The 18,785-nt window shown below is 65.6% G+C and carries 16 protein-coding genes; 6 read left to right on the top strand and 10 right to left on the bottom strand.

The features are described from left to right. Nucleotides 1–189: 189 nt before the first annotated feature. Nucleotides 190–1,059 carry a DUF5926 family protein gene (locus EL245_RS07960; protein WP_126382655.1) on the top strand — a complete coding sequence of 290 codons (870 nt, stop codon included), beginning with the start codon at nt 190–192 and terminating at the stop codon, nt 1,057–1,059. 197 nt (nt 1,060–1,256) lie between these two features. Here the strand turns inward: EL245_RS07960 and EL245_RS07955 are convergent, their stop codons facing one another. Further along, nucleotides 1,257–1,865, bottom strand: a complete 609-nt coding sequence (locus EL245_RS07955) for an NAD(P)H-dependent oxidoreductase (RefSeq protein ID WP_126382654.1) — start codon at nt 1,863–1,865, stop codon at nt 1,257–1,259. Nucleotides 1,866–2,139: 274 nt separating this feature from the next. Then, nucleotides 2,140–3,252: a proline racemase family protein gene (locus EL245_RS07950; protein ID WP_197719393.1), complete on the bottom strand. Its 1,113-nt coding sequence runs from the start codon at nt 3,250–3,252 to the stop codon at nt 2,140–2,142. A 361-nt stretch (nt 3,253–3,613) separates the two neighbouring features. On the opposite strand from EL245_RS07950, the gene EL245_RS07945 reads away from it, so the two are divergent. Next, nucleotides 3,614–4,501, top strand: a complete 888-nt coding sequence (locus EL245_RS07945) for a fructose bisphosphate aldolase (protein ID WP_126382653.1) — start codon at nt 3,614–3,616, stop codon at nt 4,499–4,501. A gap of 181 nt (nt 4,502–4,682) precedes the next feature. On the opposite strand, the gene EL245_RS07940 is transcribed toward EL245_RS07945, so the two are convergent. Next, nucleotides 4,683–5,138 (bottom strand): hypothetical protein, encoded by a 456-nt coding sequence (locus EL245_RS07940; protein ID WP_126382652.1) that lies wholly within the window; start codon nt 5,136–5,138, stop codon nt 4,683–4,685. A gap of 73 nt (nt 5,139–5,211) precedes the next feature. Here EL245_RS07940 and EL245_RS07935 point away from each other — a divergent pair, with 73 nt between their 5' ends. Beyond that, nucleotides 5,212–8,331 carry a DUF3427 domain-containing protein gene (locus tag EL245_RS07935; protein ID WP_197719392.1) on the top strand — a complete coding sequence of 1,040 codons (3,120 nt, stop codon included), beginning with the start codon at nt 5,212–5,214 and terminating at the stop codon, nt 8,329–8,331. A 59-nt stretch (nt 8,332–8,390) separates the two neighbouring features. Here EL245_RS07935 and EL245_RS07930 read toward each other — a convergent pair whose 3' ends face one another. The 7 genes from EL245_RS07930 to EL245_RS07900 all read right to left on the bottom strand — a co-directional run bounded on the left by EL245_RS07930 (nt 8,391) and on the right by EL245_RS07900 (nt 15,211). After that, nucleotides 8,391–8,768, bottom strand: coding sequence for a PH domain-containing protein (locus EL245_RS07930; RefSeq protein ID WP_126382651.1), 378 nt, complete (start codon nt 8,766–8,768; stop codon nt 8,391–8,393). Between the two features lie 976 nt (nt 8,769–9,744). Further along, nucleotides 9,745–10,923 (bottom strand): hypothetical protein, encoded by a 1,179-nt coding sequence (locus tag EL245_RS07925; protein WP_126382650.1) that lies wholly within the window; start codon nt 10,921–10,923, stop codon nt 9,745–9,747. A gap of 171 nt (nt 10,924–11,094) precedes the next feature. Next, nucleotides 11,095–11,772, bottom strand: a complete 678-nt coding sequence (locus EL245_RS07920; protein WP_126382649.1) for a hypothetical protein — start codon at nt 11,770–11,772, stop codon at nt 11,095–11,097. Between the two features lie 364 nt (nt 11,773–12,136). Then, the gene (locus EL245_RS07915) at nt 12,137–13,315 is read right to left on the bottom strand and encodes a DEAD/DEAH box helicase family protein (RefSeq protein WP_126382634.1); all 1,179 of its coding nucleotides are present in this window, start codon (nt 13,313–13,315) and stop codon (nt 12,137–12,139) included. A 43-nt stretch (nt 13,316–13,358) separates the two neighbouring features. Continuing rightward, on the bottom strand, nt 13,359–13,940 hold the full coding sequence (locus EL245_RS07910) for a hypothetical protein (RefSeq protein ID WP_126382648.1): 582 nt from the start codon (nt 13,938–13,940) through the stop codon (nt 13,359–13,361). A 40-nt stretch (nt 13,941–13,980) separates the two neighbouring features. Further along, entirely contained in the window at nt 13,981–14,568 is a 588-nt protein-coding gene (locus EL245_RS07905; RefSeq protein WP_126382647.1) for a hypothetical protein, read from the bottom strand. Between the two features lie 40 nt (nt 14,569–14,608). After that, complete coding sequence (locus EL245_RS07900) at nt 14,609–15,211, bottom strand: helix-turn-helix transcriptional regulator (protein ID WP_126382646.1); 603 nt, start codon at nt 15,209–15,211, stop codon at nt 14,609–14,611. 605 nt (nt 15,212–15,816) lie between these two features. Here EL245_RS07900 and EL245_RS07895 point away from each other — a divergent pair. The 3 genes from EL245_RS07895 to EL245_RS07885 are packed head-to-tail and all read left to right on the top strand — an operon-like array spanning nt 15,817 to nt 18,785. Then, the gene (locus tag EL245_RS07895) at nt 15,817–16,020 is read left to right on the top strand and encodes a hypothetical protein (protein ID WP_126382645.1); all 204 of its coding nucleotides are present in this window, start codon (nt 15,817–15,819) and stop codon (nt 16,018–16,020) included. Between the two features lie 7 nt (nt 16,021–16,027). After that, on the top strand, nt 16,028–16,429 hold the full coding sequence (locus tag EL245_RS07890) for a PrgI family protein (protein ID WP_126382644.1): 402 nt from the start codon (nt 16,028–16,030) through the stop codon (nt 16,427–16,429). Beyond that, entirely contained in the window at nt 16,365–18,785 is a 2,421-nt protein-coding gene (locus EL245_RS07885; RefSeq protein ID WP_126382643.1) for a VirB4-like conjugal transfer ATPase, CD1110 family, read from the top strand. The genes EL245_RS07890 and EL245_RS07885 overlap by 65 nt, the downstream gene beginning before the upstream one ends.

The raw sequence follows: 18,785 nt of genomic DNA, 5'->3' as shown, positions 1-18,785 counted from the left end.
AACACCCTCCACCGACCAACCCGCCCCCACGATCCCGACCACGACGTACCACTTCCCCCGATCTCGCGGTGCCATAAGTCCCGATCTCGGGGTGTCAGTTGTCCCGATCTCGAGGTGCCATATCCCCCGATCTCGCGGTGGGGGGTGCGGAGGCGCGGGTGCGGGGTGGTGCCCGGTAGGGTGGCGGCCATGTCGAAGAAGAAGCGTCAGCCGCGCCGCTCGGCCGACAAGGCCCCCAAGAAGCAGCAGATCCCCTTCGTCGCCCGCCCCTTCGAGGGCGTCGCGAACGAGGAGGGACTCGTCGCGATGATGCAGATCATCCCGGCTGCCAGCGCGAGGGTGCGCCTGACCGAGGAGCACGGCGGGACCCAGGTCCAGCTCGTCACGCTCCTGCCCGACATCGTCCCGGCGCTCCGGCGCGCTGACGGTGAGGTGCTCGTGGCCCTCCAGACCTCCACGCACTCAGGTGACGCCAGCCGGGACGTGGCCGCCGCGCTCCTGTCGGCCCTCGAGCTCGACAAGGGCTCGGCCCTGGTCGTGAACGGCCTGCCCGAGCCGGGGCCGAGGCTCCAGGACGTCCTCGACCCGACGGTCGTGCCGGTTGTCAGTGTCTCGGACACCTTCGACTTTTGGCTCGATCCGGAGGCTGCCACTGACCCCGAGGCGCGCCGCGCCGTCGAGGAGGTCAAGGACGAGCTCCCCCCGACGGTGCCTGTGCCCGGCGTCGAGCACGCCTACTGGTGCCGCATGAACGGCAAGGAGTTCGTCCGGTGGGTGCGTGGCGAGGACGAGGACGCCTTCTTCAACGCCTTCGCCCGGGTGCACGCCGCCCGGCAGTCCGACCTGGAGGAGGGCGCGCGGTTCATCGGCGCCTTCCGCGCCTGCGGCCTGGCGATCCCGGTCTGGGAGCTCAACCCCGGAACCGAGGCCGAGGAGCTGACCGCGCCGATGCAGGCCATGGCGGAGCGCATCGACGCGGCGCTGGCCGACGACTCCCCGCTGGACGCCGCTGTCCGGCGTGCCAAGGCCGGCATCATCTCGCGCCAGGTCAACCTCTGACCGCCTGTCTGGGGCGACCGGGCCGGGAAGCGCTGGGCGACTGGGCGGCCGGGAGGTGGCGGGCGGTCGGGATGGGCCGGGTGACCGGGAGACCGGAGGGGAGGCCTGGAAGCGCCGGGAGGTGCCGGGCTCGTGACCCAATGAGCCGCCCCCGTGCGGGTGGCCTCGGATGAGCCGCCCCTCCGGGGCGCTCCGGGTCAGCCCCGGCCCGGAGCGGGCGTGGCCGCCAGTCGCGCCACCTTGGCCAGGTGCGCCCGACGGCGCTCCGGCCCGCCGTGCTCGACGCGCCCGTAGTTGACCCACTTGCGTCCGCGCATGCCGAGCTGGCGCAGGGTCGTGCCGAGGAACACCCGGGGGATGGCGTTGCCGCAGGCCACCCTCAGGTACCACGTGGGTGCCGCCGAGGTCGTCATAAGCAGGACCTGGCGGATGTGGGTGAGACGGCCCTTGAGCCCGGAGGGTGTCGCGTCGTAGGCCCAGGTCCTCTTCATGACCTTGTCGATGAAGCCCTTGACGGTGGCGGGTGGCTCGCTCCACCACACCGGGGCGATGATGATGAGGCGCGTGGCGCGGCTGAGCAGCTCCTGGTAGCGCTTGACCAGCGGGTCGATCGTCCCGCCTGTGCTGAACAGGGCGAGCTCGTCGGCGGTGTAGCGCGGGTCGAAGCCGTCGGCGTGGAGGTCGATGACGTCGTAGTCCTGGCCGGAGGACTCCAGGCCGCGGATGACGGCCTCGAGGATGCCGTGGCACAGGGACTTGTTGTACGGGTGGGCGTAGATGACGACGGTCCGGGGGGTCAGGGGCATGAGAGGTCTCCGATCGAGGGCGCGCCGGTGCCCGCGCTCCGGGCGGACACCCCTGGTCTGTACGGTCCCGCACCATCCTAAGGGCGGGGCAGTCGCGCTGGCGAGGCTCCGCCGCGGCTCCGGGTTCGGCAGGGTCCCTCCAGGCCCCCGGGGGCGCAGGGCAGAGCCAGAAGCCAAAGGCTGCGATCCTCGTAGTCCCTCCTGGACCACGGGGGGCGCAGGGTGCGGGGGACGCGGGAGGTCCTCGGGCAGGCGGCCGTTGCCCGGGCGGGCCTCACTGCCCCAGGGCGAAGCCGTGGCGCAGTGGGTCGCGGGCGTCCAGGACGAGGCGGTTGTACCCGGTGATGTGGGCCGCACCGGTGATCTGGGGGATGACCGCCTGGCGGCCGGCCACCGTCGTCGTGCCCAGGATCCGGCCGTCGAAACGGGTCCCCAGGATCGACTCGTGGGGGAGGTGGTCGCCCACCGCCAGGCGGCCGCGGGCGTGGAGGACGGCGAGCTTGGCGCAGGTGCCGGTGCCGCAGGGCGAGCGGTCGATCTGGCCGCGCCCGAAGACGACGACGTTGCGCACCCCGGTGCTCGTCTCCTCATAGACCTCGACGAGGTCGATGCTCGCGATGTGGGGGCTCAGGGGGTGGGCGACGGCGACCTCGGCGTTGAGGCGGTCGCGCAGGAGCAGGGCGCGGCGGCGCAGGAGGGCAAGGTCCTCGGGGCGGACCTGCACGCCGAGATCGCGGGCCCGGACGATCGCGAAGTAGCTCCCCCCGAAGGCGATGTCGAGGTGCACCGGGAGCCCCTCGACCTCGGTGCGCACGTCGAGGCGCTCGACGAAGGCGGGCACGTTGATGAAGGACACCGAGGCGACCCTGCCGTCCTCGACGTGGGCCTCGGTGCGCACGACTCCCGCGGGGGTGTCGAGGATGATGGGGGTGACCGGTTCGCGCGGCTCGATGATCCCGGTGGACAGTGCAGCGGTCACGGTGGCGATGGTGCCGTGGCCGCACATGTTGAGGTAGCCGCCGCCGTCCATGAAGAGGACGCCGAGGTCGGCCTCGGGGTGGCAGGGCTCCAGGATGACCGAGCCGAACATGTCGGCGTGACCGCGCGGCTCGCACATGACGGCGGTGCGCAGGTGGTCGAGGCGGTCGCGCATGTCCTCCTTGCGCTGGGCCGTTGTGGCGCCCCGGATCTCGGGTAGGCCTCCGACGATGACGCGGGTGGGCTCGCCGGCCGTGTGGGTGTCGACGACCTCGATGGTGCTGACGGTCTCCTCGGCCGGGGAGGAGCTGGTGGGGTCGGCTGGCGCCGCGGCCGTGGCGGCTCGAGAGGCGTCTGCGGGGTCGGGGTCTGCGACGGTGCCGGTGGCGTGGGGGTCGACGGCGGTCACGGTCCCTCCTGGTCGATAGCGTCCTTGCTGTCGACAATCCTACGAGAGGGCGGTGAGCGGAGGTGGCGCCGCGGTCGGGTGCCAGGCGTCGGGAGGCCGAGGAAGGGCGAGTTCAGGGCGGGTGCGGAGTGGTGGCGCGGCGGGGTAACGCCCCGGGGCGAGCCTGGCGGGGAGGAGCCGCCGGTCGGGGTGGCGGCGCCCGGAGAACGCCCACTTGTATATGAGAACCGTTCTCATGTACGGTGGGGGTGCGGGGCTGGCCGTCGGCCCCGTGAACGTCCAGGCAGGTTGTCCGGGCCGGATGCCGGTCCGGACAACCTGCCTGAACGGGACGTCGTCATCGAGGACCGGAGGAGAGAGCGTGAACGAGCGGCAGGCTGAGCGGATGCGGCACGGTGCGGGCTTCATCGCCGCCCTCGACCAGTCGGGCGGGTCGACGCCCAAGGCCCTGGCGGCCTACGGGGTGGGGGCGGAGCGGTACTCCACCCAGGAGGAGATGTTCGACCTCGTCCACGCGATGCGCTCGCGGATCATCACCTCCCGGGCATTCAGCGCTGACCGGATCATCGGCGCCATCCTCTTCGAGCGCACGATGGACGGCCTGGTCGAGGGGCGGCCCACCGCGGAGTACCTGTGGGAGGTCAAGGGCGTCGTGCCCTTCCTCAAGGTGGACAAGGGGTTGGCCGAGCGGGAGGGGTCTGTGCGCCTCATGGTCGAGGACCCCGGACTGGGCGCCCTGCTGGAGCGTGCCGCGGGTGCCGGGGTCTTCGGCACGAAGATGCGCTCGGTCATCCTGGGTGCCGACGAGCGGGGCGTGCGTGCGGTGGTCGACCAGCAGTTCGAGGTCGCTGGTCAGATCCTCGACGCCGGGCTTGTGCCGATCATCGAGCCGGAGGTCGACATCCACGCCCCGGACAAGATGGAGGCCGAGGACCTGCTCCTCGCTGCCCTCACCGAGCGGCTCGACGGGCTGGAGGGAGACCGGGAGGTCATGCTCAAGGTGACGATTCCGAGCATCGACGGGCTGTACGCGCCGCTCATGGACCACCCGAGGGTCATGCGGGTCGTGGCGCTGTCCGGCGGCTACGAGCGCGAGGAGGCCAACGTGAGACTGGCGCGCAACCCCGGGCTCATCGCAAGCTTCTCGCGCGCCCTGCTCGAGGGGCTGTCGGACGGGCAGAGCCGCGAGGAGTTCGACGCGACGCTGGCGAAATCGGTTGAGGCGATCTTCCGGGCCTCGACGACCTGAGGTGGGGCAGACGGAGAACAGGACGTGACGGACGGCAGGGCGGGACGCATGGGGCCCGCCGTGACCGACCGTCACCCGGTTGGACGCGCCGGGGATGTGGTGCAGCGTCACGCGGCGGCCGCCGACGGACATGATCCGACGGCGGCCGCTGGCGTTCCGGGGTCCGGACTGGCCAAGTCGGTCAAGGCGTCGACGTGTGAGGTGCTGTTGCCATGAGATCGTCGACGGCGGCGCAGACGGCGTCAGCGGTCGTCAGGGCTCGCTGCTGGCGTTGCCAGCAGCCGAGCGCAAGGTCAAGGTTGCGCCAACCTTGCGTGACGGCGACAGGCAAGGGGTGTCCATCGCGCCACGTGCCCACGATCGTGAACCAAGTGCTTGCTCCGCTCTCGCGTAACTCGGCACTGGCTCGAGGGCTAGCGGCGAGGTGGGACTCGACGACCGCAAGCGCACGGGGCCAGGTCTGCATCTCGATGCCTGTGTCGGCGTGTGCGCCCAGAAGGTCGGCGACGAGAGCCATCACCTCGTCGGACTGTGGAAGCGTTGCTTGCTCGGCGTCGACGATACGTTGAAGCAGGCGAGCCCTGCGCAGCATGCTCCGCTGTGCCTGCGTTGCCACGTCACGTGGGCTGTCGGACACGATCTGGACTCCTTCCGTGGTGGGGGACTCCAGTGTCCTGCCGAGGCCGTAGCTTCCTGGTAGCTTGCCATGTATGACCGGCATCGGACCTGACGCCTTGCGGCCCGGCGTGACCGAGGCGCTCCGCACGCGAGAACTGGATAGACGTCTCGACCAATTGAAGGCCGATATTGAAACAAGGACGAAGAGGATCGATGACGCCGAAGTCCCTGAACGCTATGCGCGTCATGTTGCCGATATTGTGCGAATCTATATCGATAGCCTCCGACAAGATGAACGCCAAGAGGCCGTCGATAGAATTCTGAGTGCCATCGATTGCGCTGATCAGGCTCCTTTGGGGCAGCAGCAGATTGTCGCCTTACTTCCCCGAGGGAAGGTTGTCGATCGCGACTATATCGAGCGACGACCGGAGACACCCCTGAATGATGCAGCACTGCTCACTAACGCCCCACAAGATCCATCCATGAACTCCGAACTAAGAGCCGAACTTGCATCTGCGGACCAGGTTGATTTGCTCTGCGCCTTTGTAAAATGGAACGGGCTCCGCCTTCTCGAGAACGAACTTCGCTCCCTGAAAATGAGAGGGGCGCGACTACGTGTTATCACGACCACCTATATGGGTGCGACTGAAAGAAGAGCACTGGATCGCCTGATTAGGGAATTTGGCGCAGAAGTAAAGATTCAGTACGATAGCGAACGGACCCGGCTTCACGCAAAATCATGGTATTTCCATCGCGCAACAGGATGGGACACCGCATATGTAGGCTCTTCGAATCTTTCGCGATCGGCCTTGCTTGACGGTGTCGAGTGGAATGTTCGACTCTCGAAAGAGCAAACAGGGCCACTTCTAGTTAAGTTTCGAAGAACGTTCGAGTCGTACTGGAACGATCCGTCATATGTGAACTACAATCCGGACGCGGATTCAGATATGCTGGACCAGGCACTGCAATCCGCAGGTGGCGGCAAGCCGACAGACTTGGCACCTTCGTTTGTAGGGCTAGATATACGCGCACTGCCGCATCAGGAAGAAATTCTCGAACGTCTCCGCGTCGAACGAAAAATTCGCGATCGGCACAAGAATCTTGTTGTGGCTGCTACCGGCACCGGCAAGACAGTCGTTGCAGCCTTGGATTATAGGGACAATCTCTGCGGCAGAGACGGCAGCCACCCATCGTTGCTATTCGTAGCCCATCGAATAGAACTACTCGAGCAGGCTCGGTATAGATATCGCGCAGTACTCAAAGATGGTTCCTTCGGTGAAATCTTGGCCGAAGGACATGAACCGACACACTGGAAACACGTGTTTGCCACGGTTCAGTCACTAACGTCGCGTTTGGATCGCATCAATCCGAATAACTTCCAAGTTGTGGTCGTTGATGAATTTCATCATGCGGCGGCATCAAGCTACAAGAAACTACTGCGATGGTGCGATCCCGAAGAGCTTCTAGGATTGACTGCGACCCCAGAACGTGCCGATGGAATCGATGTGCGCACTTATTTCGGAGGACGAGCGACCGCAGAGATTCGGCTATGGGACGCCCTTGAGAGCGATCTGCTGAGTCCATTTCACTATTTTGCGATCGCAGACAACACCGATCTAAGGCAGCTTCCCTGGAGTAGAGGCAGATACAACGATCGAGCGCTCGAAGAACTATATGTAGGAAACTCTCAGCGGACTGCTTTAATTATTGAACAGCTGAATCGTAGAGTTCTAGATACGACACGTATGCATGCTCTCGGGTTCTGCGTCAGCGTTCAGCATGCTGAATATATGGCTCATGCGTTCAGTGCCGCTGGTATTCCTTCCCATGTAGTGTCTGGAAAGACAGACAACACTACGCGACGGCAGGCGCTAAGTCTGTTGAAGAATGGCGAGATCAATGCGATCTTTACGGTTGATCTGTACAATGAAGGCATCGACCTCCCTGCCATCGATACCATTATGTTTCTTCGGCCCACAGAGTCTGCCACAATATTTCTTCAACAACTGGGAAGAGGCCTGCGCAAAGATCGCAATAAGTCAGTCTTGACTGTTCTGGATTATGTTGGCCTTCAACACCGAAACTTTCGTTTTGACAGTAAGTTGAGTGCACTGACTGGTGCAAGTCGACGAGAGTTGGAAAGCGGGGTCAAGGACGGATTCTCGTATCTTCCCCCAGGAACTGAGATCACACTCGACCAGGTCTCTCAACAGATTGTGTTAGACAGTATTAAGCGGCAGGTGAGGCCCAGCTGGAAACGGGCTGTATCGGAACTAAGGGAAGTCGCGGTGAGACGTGGGGAATGCAGTCTAATCAACTATCTCGATGATACCGAACTCGAATTGTCCGACGTACTACGTCGAAGTAAGGGACAAAACTGGACTGCTTTGCGTGAAGCGGCTGGTCTTCGAGTCGAGCAGCGGGGAGCGTACCATGATCAAATCGTCGACCGCGCGCGCGTGTTCGCTCATGTTGACGACTTAGAGAGGATAGATGTCTATCGGCGTGTGCTGTCGGGCAGTATAGCGCCATGGGACCGGCTAACCGATAGAGAGCGCACACTTGCCTTGATGTCAATTTTCGCCATATGGCCGGGTGGCGGAGGTTTTCGGTGTGCAGAGGAAGCGTTCGATAGGTTGCGGAATGAGCGAGCCGCTTGCGCCGAGTTTCTTTCCGTTCTCGAGGTCGCCGAGTCGCGTATTTCACATGTGTCTGAACCAGTTCAGGGAAGGCTAGAATGCGAAGTAATTCAAGCCCACGCTCACTATAGTCGGGAGGAAATAGCGGTTGGTATGAAGTATGGTGGGTTCGATCGGCGACCAGATTCTCTTCGCGAGGGAGTGTTCTTCTCTGATCGACTTCGTGCCGACGCGCTTCTTGTGACATTGCGCAAGACGGAGAAGCACTACTCGCCGACAACTATGTACAATGATGTCGCAGTGGCCCCAGACCTGTTTCATTGGGAGTCTCAGTCTACGACGTCGGTAGACTCTCCTGTGGGTCAGCGATATCTCAATCATCGCTCGATTGGTACTGAGGTTGTGCTATTCGTGCGGGAAAATAAGACGGGGCAGTTTGGCGCAGCGGCTCCGTACATGTGCCTAGGCTCCGTAGACTACTTGCGTCACGAAGGAAGCAGTCCGATCGGTGTCGATTGGAGGCTCAGACAGCCGATGCCAGCTGACATGTTTCGAGTAGCAACGCTGACATGACGCATGTCGGAGCAACAACGTTCAATCACCTCAGAGGCGGGGTGAACCCGACATTGATGCTATCGGCGAGTGAGTACCATATGTGAAATGAGGTGGTCTAATTTTCTGATATCGACTCCGCGACCGAGCTTGATCTTGATATGCCCGGCACGCGTCCACATTTCGAGTTCGGAATTGATGTCGAGCGTGCCAGCGTTCTCGCTTGACCACATACTGATGCTGCTGTATGGGAGAGAGTACAGCTCTACCTTGCGTCCGGTAATTCCTTGTGAGTCGCGGACAATCATGCGTCGATCCGTGAAGACTGCTGAATCTCGCATGGTTCGATAGGCGGCGATGGGCCGCTCTCCTTGCACCAATATCGGTCCGATGTCTGGGGGAATGGGACATTCGGACACAAATGTCCACGCGACAATGCTGGAAAGTTCGTTCGACATGGGATGCCTCTTGAGTATATGTTGTGGTGAGATGATGGTATCATCGCACGATCTTGGGGTTGATGTGTTGCCGATCCCGGTGATCGTAATGAGATCGATGCCGTCGATCGAGGTGGGCGTAGAGGTGGGTTGCTCAATCGCGTTGCTCCGAACTGGCTTGATTGGCTGTGCACGTCGCGGTTTAGCCGGCGACCGGCTCTGGGAGGGCTCGAGGACCGTGACGAGGCGGCGGCCCCAGGAGTTGCGTGTCGTCGTACAACGTCCGGCTGTCGCTGGAGGCGTCCTCGGCTCCGAACCCGGGCAGGTCGACCATGACGCTTTCATGGCGGTCGTAGGGGCCGGCGGCCTCCAGGCCCCCGCGCGAGCAGGCGGACGAGTGTCGTACCACCACGAGAGGACCTCACGGGCTGCGTCACGATCTCGACAGCGGTGTCATGGAGGTCGTCCGACAGGTCGTCGAGAACGGCCAACACGTCCTCGACTGCCCTGGGTCCTGCCCGTCGCACCAGTCACCGACGCCGCGACCCTGCGTCGTGTCGCTGGCGCGAACCCGGCGCCGCCCCAGGCTGGCGTTCCACACGTTCCCGATGTCGTGCCTCAGGTCTCCTGACGTGTCGCGTCGACCGGTCGGCCGAGCCTGCGCGGACCGGAGCCCTTCCCGCCCCGGACCCGCCGGAGGCCGGTGGTGTCCAAATCTGTTGCAAAAGTGGTCGACAGTCGGGTGCGGTCGTGTCGTGTCCGCGTCATTCCAAGGATCTTGCGCGGCGGTCGGCGAGGGCGTCGGCGTTTTGCCGCAGATTTGGACACCTGGCCGGCGTTCGGACCCCTGAGCGCCCTGGCGCGGCGGGCGTGCCCAGCTCGGGGCGACCCGGCGTGTCCGGATCTGCGACGAAGGCGACCCGGCGCGCCAATGAGGCAGAGAGCGCCGCTGATGGTCCGGCAGGCGCAGCCGGAAGGACAGTGAGGGTGCCTGCGCTCAGCCGGTGACCGGCTGTGGAAGGGCGTCGAGGACAGCGACGAGGCGGTGGATCGAGGAGTGGGGTCCCCACGGCTCGGCGGTGGGGTCCTCTGCGTGGACGACTCTCGCGTGACGGCGTGGCAACAGTCCGAGGTACTCGCGTGGAAGGCCCTGGGTGGCGGTCACCCGGACCGCGCACGTGTCGTCGTACAACGTCCGGCCGTCGCTGGTGGCGTCCTCGGCTCCGAACCCGGGCAGATCGACCATGACGCCTTCATAGCGGTCGTAGGGGTTGGCGGCCTCAGGCACCTGTGCGAGAAGGCGGGCGAGCGTCGTACCACTGTGAGAGGACCTCACGGTCTGCTCCACGATCTCCAGAGCGGCGTCATGCAGGGTGTCGGACAGGTCGTCGAGAACGGTCAACACCTCCTCGACCGCTCCGGGTCTGCCTGTCGCACCGGTCACCGAGGCCGCGACCCTGCTTCGCGTCACCGACATGAGCTCACCGACGGAGACAGCCACCCCCCGGGCGGCGGCGCGGGCAGCGAGCACCTCCAGCTGGGCGCACTCCTCAAGAACAGGCCCGTACTCGTTGCGCCACAGATCCATCGACACCTCGTCGTCGGCGTCTTGGCCCTCAACGCCCCACAGCTCGGCCGCCACCTCGACTCGCTCGGCGACGTGCTGGACCGTACTGAGGTCCTCTGCGGAGAGCGTCTTGCACCTGGCCCGGAACTCACGGGCGCTCATCTCCCCGCGCTCGGCGGCACCGGCCAGGTCGTGGCGCCGTCGTCGATGCTCCTCGTACACGGAGCGGGCGTAGCCGAAGGTGGAGTGCACCCCCTGGCCGTGTGGTCCCAATGAGGGCAGGCCGCGGAGATATTCCTCGGCGTCTGCCATGAGGCTGTCGAGCCCGGGGTACGAAGTTCTACCGCCCTCCCGGAGGTCCTTGATCTGCGCCTGTGAGATCCTCATTCTCGAACGCAGCCACAGCGCCCACCCCAGGATCACCACAGCGCTCAACCCCACATAGCCCGGGTTGAGCGCACCGGTGAAGGAGTCTCCTCGGGCAGCCGCCGACAACGCCTCCCCGAAGGTCGACCACAGGATGAGACTTGTGATCCCGACGGCGACAAGGAGCGAGCCGATCTGGCCTTCCTCGTCCCTGTCGCGTCTAAAACGACCGGAAGTATTCATCGGTTCTCCTGCGTGTGGGACGGGCGCAGCCAGGACAGCATACAAAGATGCGTCAATGAGACCTCCATGTCGGTAGGGAGGCCATCGGTGCGGATGGCTGAGGCCCCAAGGCCCGAGGCGCCGCGGGGGCGGGCGGGTCAGCCCTGCGCCAAGGCCGACTGGCGCCTGCACTCAGGCCGCGACGCGCAGGACGGGCTCGCGGGTGACGATCTCGCGGCCGAAGCTCGTGCCGGCCTCGCCGAGCAGGCCCCGCCTTCCGCACACGGCGAGCGCGAACCAGATCGTCTCCACCGCCTGGGCGAGGCGCTCGTCCCAGGCCTTGCGGTAGGCGGCCCACAGCTCGTCGGTGTCCAGCTCCATGGCGCGCTCCAACCGGCTGGAGACGCCAGGGTCCCTGTGTACCGCGTCCATGACGGCGTCCCAGGCTACCGGGCCCAGCGACGCAGGCACCGTGGAGCCGGAGTACACCGACAGCGCCGCCAGCAGAGGCGGCAGGACGGGGTCGGCGGCCACTCGGTTGAGCCACCGGTCGACGGTGAGGTCGGCGCCAGGCTGCTCAGCGAGGAACCCGAAGACCCTGTTGTGAGTCGTGGCCAGGTCGCGCATCTGGGGCCCGGGCGGCTGGGGCGCGGTCCAGTGCCCGTGCCGGTCGAGGTCACGCAGGCCCAGGGCGAGGTCGTAGAGCCGACTCACTCCAGCGGACAGGGTCATCATGACCGAGTCTTTGTTGGCCTCCGACAGCCGCCGGTCGCGCACAAGGCGCAGGCCGTTGGAGAGGAGGTCCCTGGTCGAGGCGGCCTTGAACCGCAGCTCCAGGTCCTGCTGATGCGTCAGGGTCAGGGTGGCCATATCGGGATGCTAAGCCGAGAAAGCCTGTTGCTCGGGGAGGCGCCACCTCCAACGGCGCGGCGCGTCGCCGTGGTGTGCGCCGCTCAACGGCTGGTCACGAGCCTCGCTGACGGGCACCTCAGGACCGTTGAGCGCCCGATCCCCGTTGCTGTCCGTGGAGACTGCGGCTGCAGCTGAGGCTGAGACCGCGGCTGCGGCTGCGGGCGAGGTCGGGACGGCCGCCCGGGCCTGCCAGCTGCTCAGGTGATCCCCCCACCGAGCTCGATGCCCCGATCCCTCACAAAGGGCGCGGGGTCGACGGCGCGTCCGTTGACGTGGACCTCGAAATGGAATGGCATCCGGTTGGAGCACTGGATGCGTTGGTTTATCGGGTGTGGTGGTGTGTGGGGTGTGGGTTGGTGCGGGGTCGTGGGTCCTGGGTCCTGGCGGCGGCCAGGGAGCGGATCTTGTCCAGGGTCTGGCGGGCTCCTGCTGGTGCGGGGGCGGCCGGGTCGGAGCGGGTGGGAGCCTGCTGGGTTCTGGCCCGCTCGTGCGCGTCGGGGACGTGGTGGCGGGTGCGGCCGTGGCGGTCGGTGTGCTCGACGGTGGGCGCGCGGCCCGCGCGACGGGACACGACGAGCAGGTCGACGCCGGCGAACTGGTCGATCTGGGTGGCCAGCTCGTGGGTGGCCCGGGCGTTGGTGACGGGCCGGGACACGGTGGTTCCGGTCCCGTCGGTGGTGAAGGTGCTGGTGACCGCCTCCGGTGGGGTGTAGCGGGCGGCGGGGTCGGCCTGGGTGCGGGCCTGCTCCCAGCGGGTGCGGGCCCCTTCCAGGCAGGTGGCCTGGTCGGTGTCAGCCACTACCACCGTCACCTGGGTGTACCGGGCGGCCTTGAGCTCGCGTACGAGGGTGGGGCCCTGGCCGGTGGTCGGGGTGGGCATCCACTGCAGGGTGCCCTCGATCTTGACGTCGAACCGCTCCTTGAGCAGGGCCTGGCGGACGGTGTCGGCGGTGGTGGTGGACATGGGGTGGACGAGGGTGGCCAGGGCCCCCCGGTTGACGGGCTGGCCGTCAGCCAGCACCCCGGGGGCGTGGTCGGCCAGGAGGGCCTGCCAGTGGGCGCGGGCCCGCCCCAGCAGGTGGGGGTCGACCTCCAGGCCCGTAACGGGGGTGCCCAGGAGGAGCTGCTTGACGTCGTCGGCGTCGACAGTGGTCATACCGGTCTCGTCGACGCCCAGGCGCTGGTGGCTGCTGGGGTCCAGCGCCTGGCGGGCGGTCTGCACGACACGGCTCTTGCCCGCTCCCGGGGGACCGGCCATGACCAGGGCCCGACCCGAACGCGACCCAGACTCCTGGGCCCGCTTCAGGTAGGCGGCCCTGACCGCCTCACCCAGGTCGTGCCACAAGGTCCCCTCTGCGGGCTTGCGGGGCAGGGTGTGGTCGGGGGCGAGGCGGTCGACGAGGGCCTGGACCTGGGCGGCAGTGCGCTCCAGGGCGCCAGGGTCGACGCCGGGGCCAGTACCCGGCTCACGACCGGGACCGGGGTGGGTGCGGGACTCCACGGGCTGCTCCCTCCACTTAACCTTCTACGACCTCGACGAGCTTCTACTGCTGCTGGTGCTTCTTCTCCCAGGGCATGGGGTCGTCGGGTGGGTGGGGCATGGAGTCGGCGATGACGCGCAGCTCGTGGTACTCCTCCCTGCTGAGAAAGTGATCGGAGTGCAGGCTGTCGACGTCGTCCCAGGAGCCGCGTTCCCAGAAGTCGTAGCCCCGGATGCGTCCGAAGGTGTAGGGCCAGGTCCGCAGGCGCTTCATCATCTCCTCGGTGCTGATCTGCCCCACCGCACGCCGCCACCCCAGCTCCTCGGGAGTCACCGGACGCACCTCCTCACCAGCAGCAAGATCCTGCGCGATGGTCCGGGCGGTGCGGACCTCGGCACCGGTGCGCTCGGCCGCCTGCTGCGGGCTCAGACCCAGACCCAGCAACCGCGCGATCTCCCGGTCCTCGTCAATCAGCTTCAGGTACCTGGCGGCCTTGTCCCGCAGCTGCTCAGGGGTCGGCCGCGGACGAGACCACACCCGCCCCCCACCCGGGTCGGCGTCGTCATGCGGGTTCGTGCTCTTCGCTGGGTCCGTGCTCGCGCCGGGGTTCTGGGGGCTGGTGTCCTGTGGTGTCGTGTCACTCATGTGGGTCCTCCGCTCCGTCTCGTCGTGGCTTGTGCTGCTTCTACTGCTGCTGCTGCTGGTGTTTCTTCTCCCAGGGCATGGGGTCGTCGGGTGGGTGGGGCATGGAGTCGGCGACGACGCGCAGCTCGTCGTACTCCTCGTCGGTGATGAAGCGGTCGGAGTACAGGCTGTCGACGTCGTCCCAGGAGCCGCGTTCCCAGAAGTCGTAGCCCCGGATGCGTCCGAAGGTGTAGGGCCAGGTCCGCAGGCGCTCCATCATCTCCTCGGTGCTGATCTGCCCCACCGCCCGCCGCCACCCCAGCTCCTTGGGCGTGACCGGACGCACCTCCTCCCCGCGCTCAAGCCACTGACGGACCCCGCGCGCCACCCGCAGCTCGGCACCGGTGCGCTCGGCAGCCTGCTGCGGGCTCAGACCCAGACCCAGCAACCGCGCGATCTCCCGGTCCTCGTCAATCAGCTTCAGGTACCTGGCGGCCTTGTCCCGCAGCTGCTCAGGAGTCGGCCGCGGACGAGACCACACCCGCCCCCCACCCGGGTCGGCGTCGTCATGCGGGTTCGTGCTCTCCGCTGGGTCCGTGCTCGCGCCGGGGTTCTGGGGGCTGGTGTCCTGTGGTGTCGTGTCACTCATGTGGGTCCTCCGTTCCGTCTCGTCGTGGCTTGTGCTGCTTCTACTGCTGCTGGTGCTTCTTCTCCCAGGGCATGGGGTCGTCGGGTGGGTGGGGCATGGAGTCGGCGATGACGCGCAGCTCGTGGTACTCCTCGTCGCTCAGGAAGTACCAGGTGTGCAGGCTGTCGACGTCGTCCCAGGAGCCGCGTTCCCAGAAGTCGTAGCCCCGGATGCGTCCGAAGGTGTAGGGCCAGGTCCGCAGGCGCTCCATCATCTCCTCGGTGCTGATCTGCCCCACCGCCCGCCGCCACCCCAGCTCCTTGGGCGTGACCGGACGCACCTCCTCCCCGCGCTCAAGCCGCTGACGGATACTACGTGCGGTGCGGACCTCGACCCCGGTGCGCTCGGCCGCCTGCTCCGGGCTCAGACCCAGACCCAGCAACCGCGCGATCTCCCGGTCCTCGTCAATCAGCTTCAGGAACTCGGTGGCGTCAGCCCGCAGCTGCTCAGGAGTCGGCCGCGGACGAGACCACACCCGCCCCCCACCCGGGTCGGCGTCCTTGTTCTGACCCGCGTTCGGGTCCGTGCCCTCACGCAGGGGGGTGCCCGGGTCCTGGGGGCCCGGGACTTGGGGCCCGGTGGACTCTGGTGTGGTGTCACTCATACCCAGCCTCCATCCTCACGGACAACCGTGACCTCCAGCCTACCGACCCGCCCCCAGGCGGCGTGGCTGCTCCGCAACGCCGCCCCACGCCACACGTCCCGAAGACCTGGGCGGGATGATGAAGGTCCACCCCCGCCGGGAGGCGTCCATCACGGAGACGGCAGGTGAGATCGCCGTGACGCGTCCTGCTGCCGAGCTGAGTCCACCTGGCTGCCAGCACGCCCGGCATTGAGCCACCTCGCCGTGACACGGAACCACCGCGACCTTGGGTACCGGTCCCCGTCCGAGTGGGGACAGGTACCCGCCAAGCAACCTGACGGAGACGGGAGGGGCGTGGGCGGCCCGACCGCGGCGTCCGGCGATGTGGCCGGGACATCCGCGTGATACCGCCGAAAAGCGGCCCCTGCAGGTGAAGGTTAGCACCGCGACAACGACGTCTGGAGACGACACGCGGCGTCAGCCAGGTACACGTGTACACGACTAGTCAGGTCGAATCCTGTCCCAAGGTAACGATATGGTTGCTGCGCCAGCGGCGCCCCACCGCGTCCCTACCTGAGGGCAGTGCGGCGCGGCACCGCACGTGACCAAGGGATCAGGAGCACGACATGAACATCCTCACCACGGCACTCCAGCTCTTCGTCCAGTTCGCCACCATCGGTGGTGGGCTGTGGACGGTCTGGGGAGTCATCACCCTGGCCGGTGGGCTGCGCGACCATCAGGGTCCGCAGATTCAGTCAGGCGTGTGGCAGGCGGTTGGCGGCGGTTTGATCATCGCCGCAGCGCAGTTGTTCAATAACATCGCCCTTTGAGACAGCAATGGCTCTCGAGATCAAAGTCTATCGGGAGATCACCGCCTATCAGTCGAAGGTCATGATGGGCATGTCGTGGCGACAGATGGCCTGCGCGGCCGTCGGGCTCGCAGTCGTCGGGAGCACATACGCCGCGTGCTTGTGGGCTGGACAGTCCGATCTTGGTTCGTGGCTGGCTGCGCTGTTGACGATGCCGTTCATCGCCATGGGTTGGGTCCGCCCCAAAGGACTGCCCTTTGAGAAGTATGCTCGTTACTTCTGGCTATATAAATGGGAGCCTCAACGCCGAGTTTATGGCATGACCCCCCTGCTTTCCCCTGAACTCGAGATCGAAAGGTCGACTCATGCTATTCGCAACCAAAAAGCACCAAAACGAGCGAACGTCCGAAGGCTCGAACTCGACAGATAAGCGCGGGCGTCGATCCCAGCGTCGCCGAACTGAGGCGGACGTACCGAAACGCAAGCGCAACACCGCACAGGCAACCATCCAGTACGAGGCGCTCACCGATACTGGGATATGTGTGCTCGGGGACGGGCACTACTCCGTCACGCTCAAGCTCACTGATGTCGACTACCAACTGGCTCCAGAGGACGAGCAGCAGGCCCTCGTCGAGTCGTACGCTCAGTTCATCAACTCATTCGACGCCGGCCAGAGCATCCAGCTGACCGTCATGAATAGGCGGCTCGACAAGGAGACGCTGTCGCGTGCCGTCGCGTTCACGCCCCGCGGGGACGGGTTGGACGAATACAGGTGGGAGTACAACGACCTCATCAATGCTCGCCTCGCGAGCGGGCGCAACAACACCGTGACCGACAAGTATCTGACGATCACGATTGAGGCTGACGACTTCGACCACGCGACGAGCACGCTCGGCCGTGTGGCGACGGAGGCGACAGCCCAGCTGCGCGCGGTCGGAGGCTGTCGTGTCGACCGCGTAACCGGTGAGGAGCGCGTGCGGGTGCTGCACGAGATCCTGAGGCCGGGCGAGCCCTTCCGGTTCACCTATGAGGACCTCGTGGGCACGACCTTGACCACCAAGGACTTCGTGGCGCCGTGGGCGATCGACTTCTCGGCCAGCGCCGACTCGATCACGCTGACCAACGAGAAGGACTCATACTACCAGGTCCTATGTCTAAGAGAGCTGCCGTCGTGGCTGTCGGACAGGCTTATGAAGGAGCTCTCGGAGATCAACAGCGAGCTGGCGGTCTCCATTCATTTCCGCCCCCTGGACCACGCCGAGGGCCTCGATCTTGTCAAGCGGCAGATCGCCGAGATGGACATGCAGCGATCCAATGAACTGCGTAAGGCTCGCAAGCAGGGGAATGGCGAGGAGTCGATCCCGCACGAACTGGTGGCCTCGAGGCAGGAGGCGATGGATCTGCGAGAGCAGCTCGAGTCCAGCAATGAGAAGCTGTTCAGTACGACCATCGTCGTCGGCGTGGCCGGCAGGACTAAGGAGGACCTGGCGGAGGCTGTTGAGCAGGTCCGTACGGCGGGCCGTAAGCTCTCCTGCTCGTTCGAGACGTTGAAGTGGATGCAGGAGGACGGTCTTAACGCCGTCCTGCCCCTGGGGGTGAGTCGAATTCCGATCTTCCGGACCCTGACGACCGCCACCGTGGCGATCATGGTTCCCTTCACGACCCAGGAGCTGCTTCAGCCGGGTGGCACCTACTATGGCGTCAACGCGATCAGCAAGAATCTCGTTGTCGGCTCCCGTACCACCACGATGAACGGGAACTCCTTCATTCTGGGCACGACCGGTTCGGGCAAGAGCCAGTTCGGGAAGGGGGAGATCATGCAGACCTTCCTCGGGCGGCCGGACGATGACATCATCATCGTGGACCCGGAGCGTGAGTACGCTGCGCTCGGAGCGGCGGTGGGGGCGACCGTGGTGGAGATCAGTGCAGGGTCGAGCGCTTGCATCAACCCTCTGCACATGGATCGGGACGCCAGTGCCGACGACGGCAGCCCTGTCAAGCTGAAGGCTGAGTTCATCCTGTCCCTGTGCGAGGTGCTCATTGGCGGGGTGAACGGACTCACCGCGCCGCAGCGCTCGATCATCGATCGATGCGTGACCAGGATCTATGGGCGGTACCTCCAGAACCGCCGCGCTCAGTCGCCTACTCTGGGCACTCTCTTCGAGGAGCTGAGACAGCAGCCCGAGGAGGAGGCCCAGGGGCTGGCGACGGCGCTTGAGCTGTACGCCGCAGGATCTTTCGACGGATTCTCCCAGCAGACGAATGTCGACACGTCCAACCGTGTGATGATCTATGACATCGCGAAGCTTGGGTCGGACATGAAGACCTTCGGAATGCTCGTGGTCCTCGAGCAGATCTGGGCCCAGGTCCAGGCCAACAGGGCTAAGGGGAGGCGCACCTGGCTCTACCTCGACGAGTTTCACCTGCTCTTCGCCAACGACTACGCGGGTGCGTACTGCCAGATGATCTACAAGCGTGCGCGTAAGTACGGCCTGCTGCCGACAGGGTTGACCCAGAACATCGAGGAGCTTCTCATGAGCGAGCGCGCTCGCCTCATGCTGGCCAACTCCGACATCCTCGTTCTCCTCAACCAGACGGCGACAGACGCCGCCACACTCCAGTCGCTCTTCCACTGGTCCGACAAGCACCGTGGATACTTTCAGAACGTGCCCCCCGGTTGCGGCCTGCTCAAGATGGGTCCGGCGATGGTCCCGTTCGACTCGAGGATTCCGACGGACACCCGGCTGTACCGGCTCTACACCACCAAGTTCGGAGAGGCGGCCTGA

The organism is Actinomyces howellii (genome assembly GCF_900637165.1).
Taxonomy (GTDB): Bacteria; Actinomycetota; Actinomycetes; order Actinomycetales; family Actinomycetaceae; genus Actinomyces; species Actinomyces howellii.
Note: the sequence above shows the minus strand (reverse complement) of the source record. Positions and strands in the feature narration are given on the sequence as shown.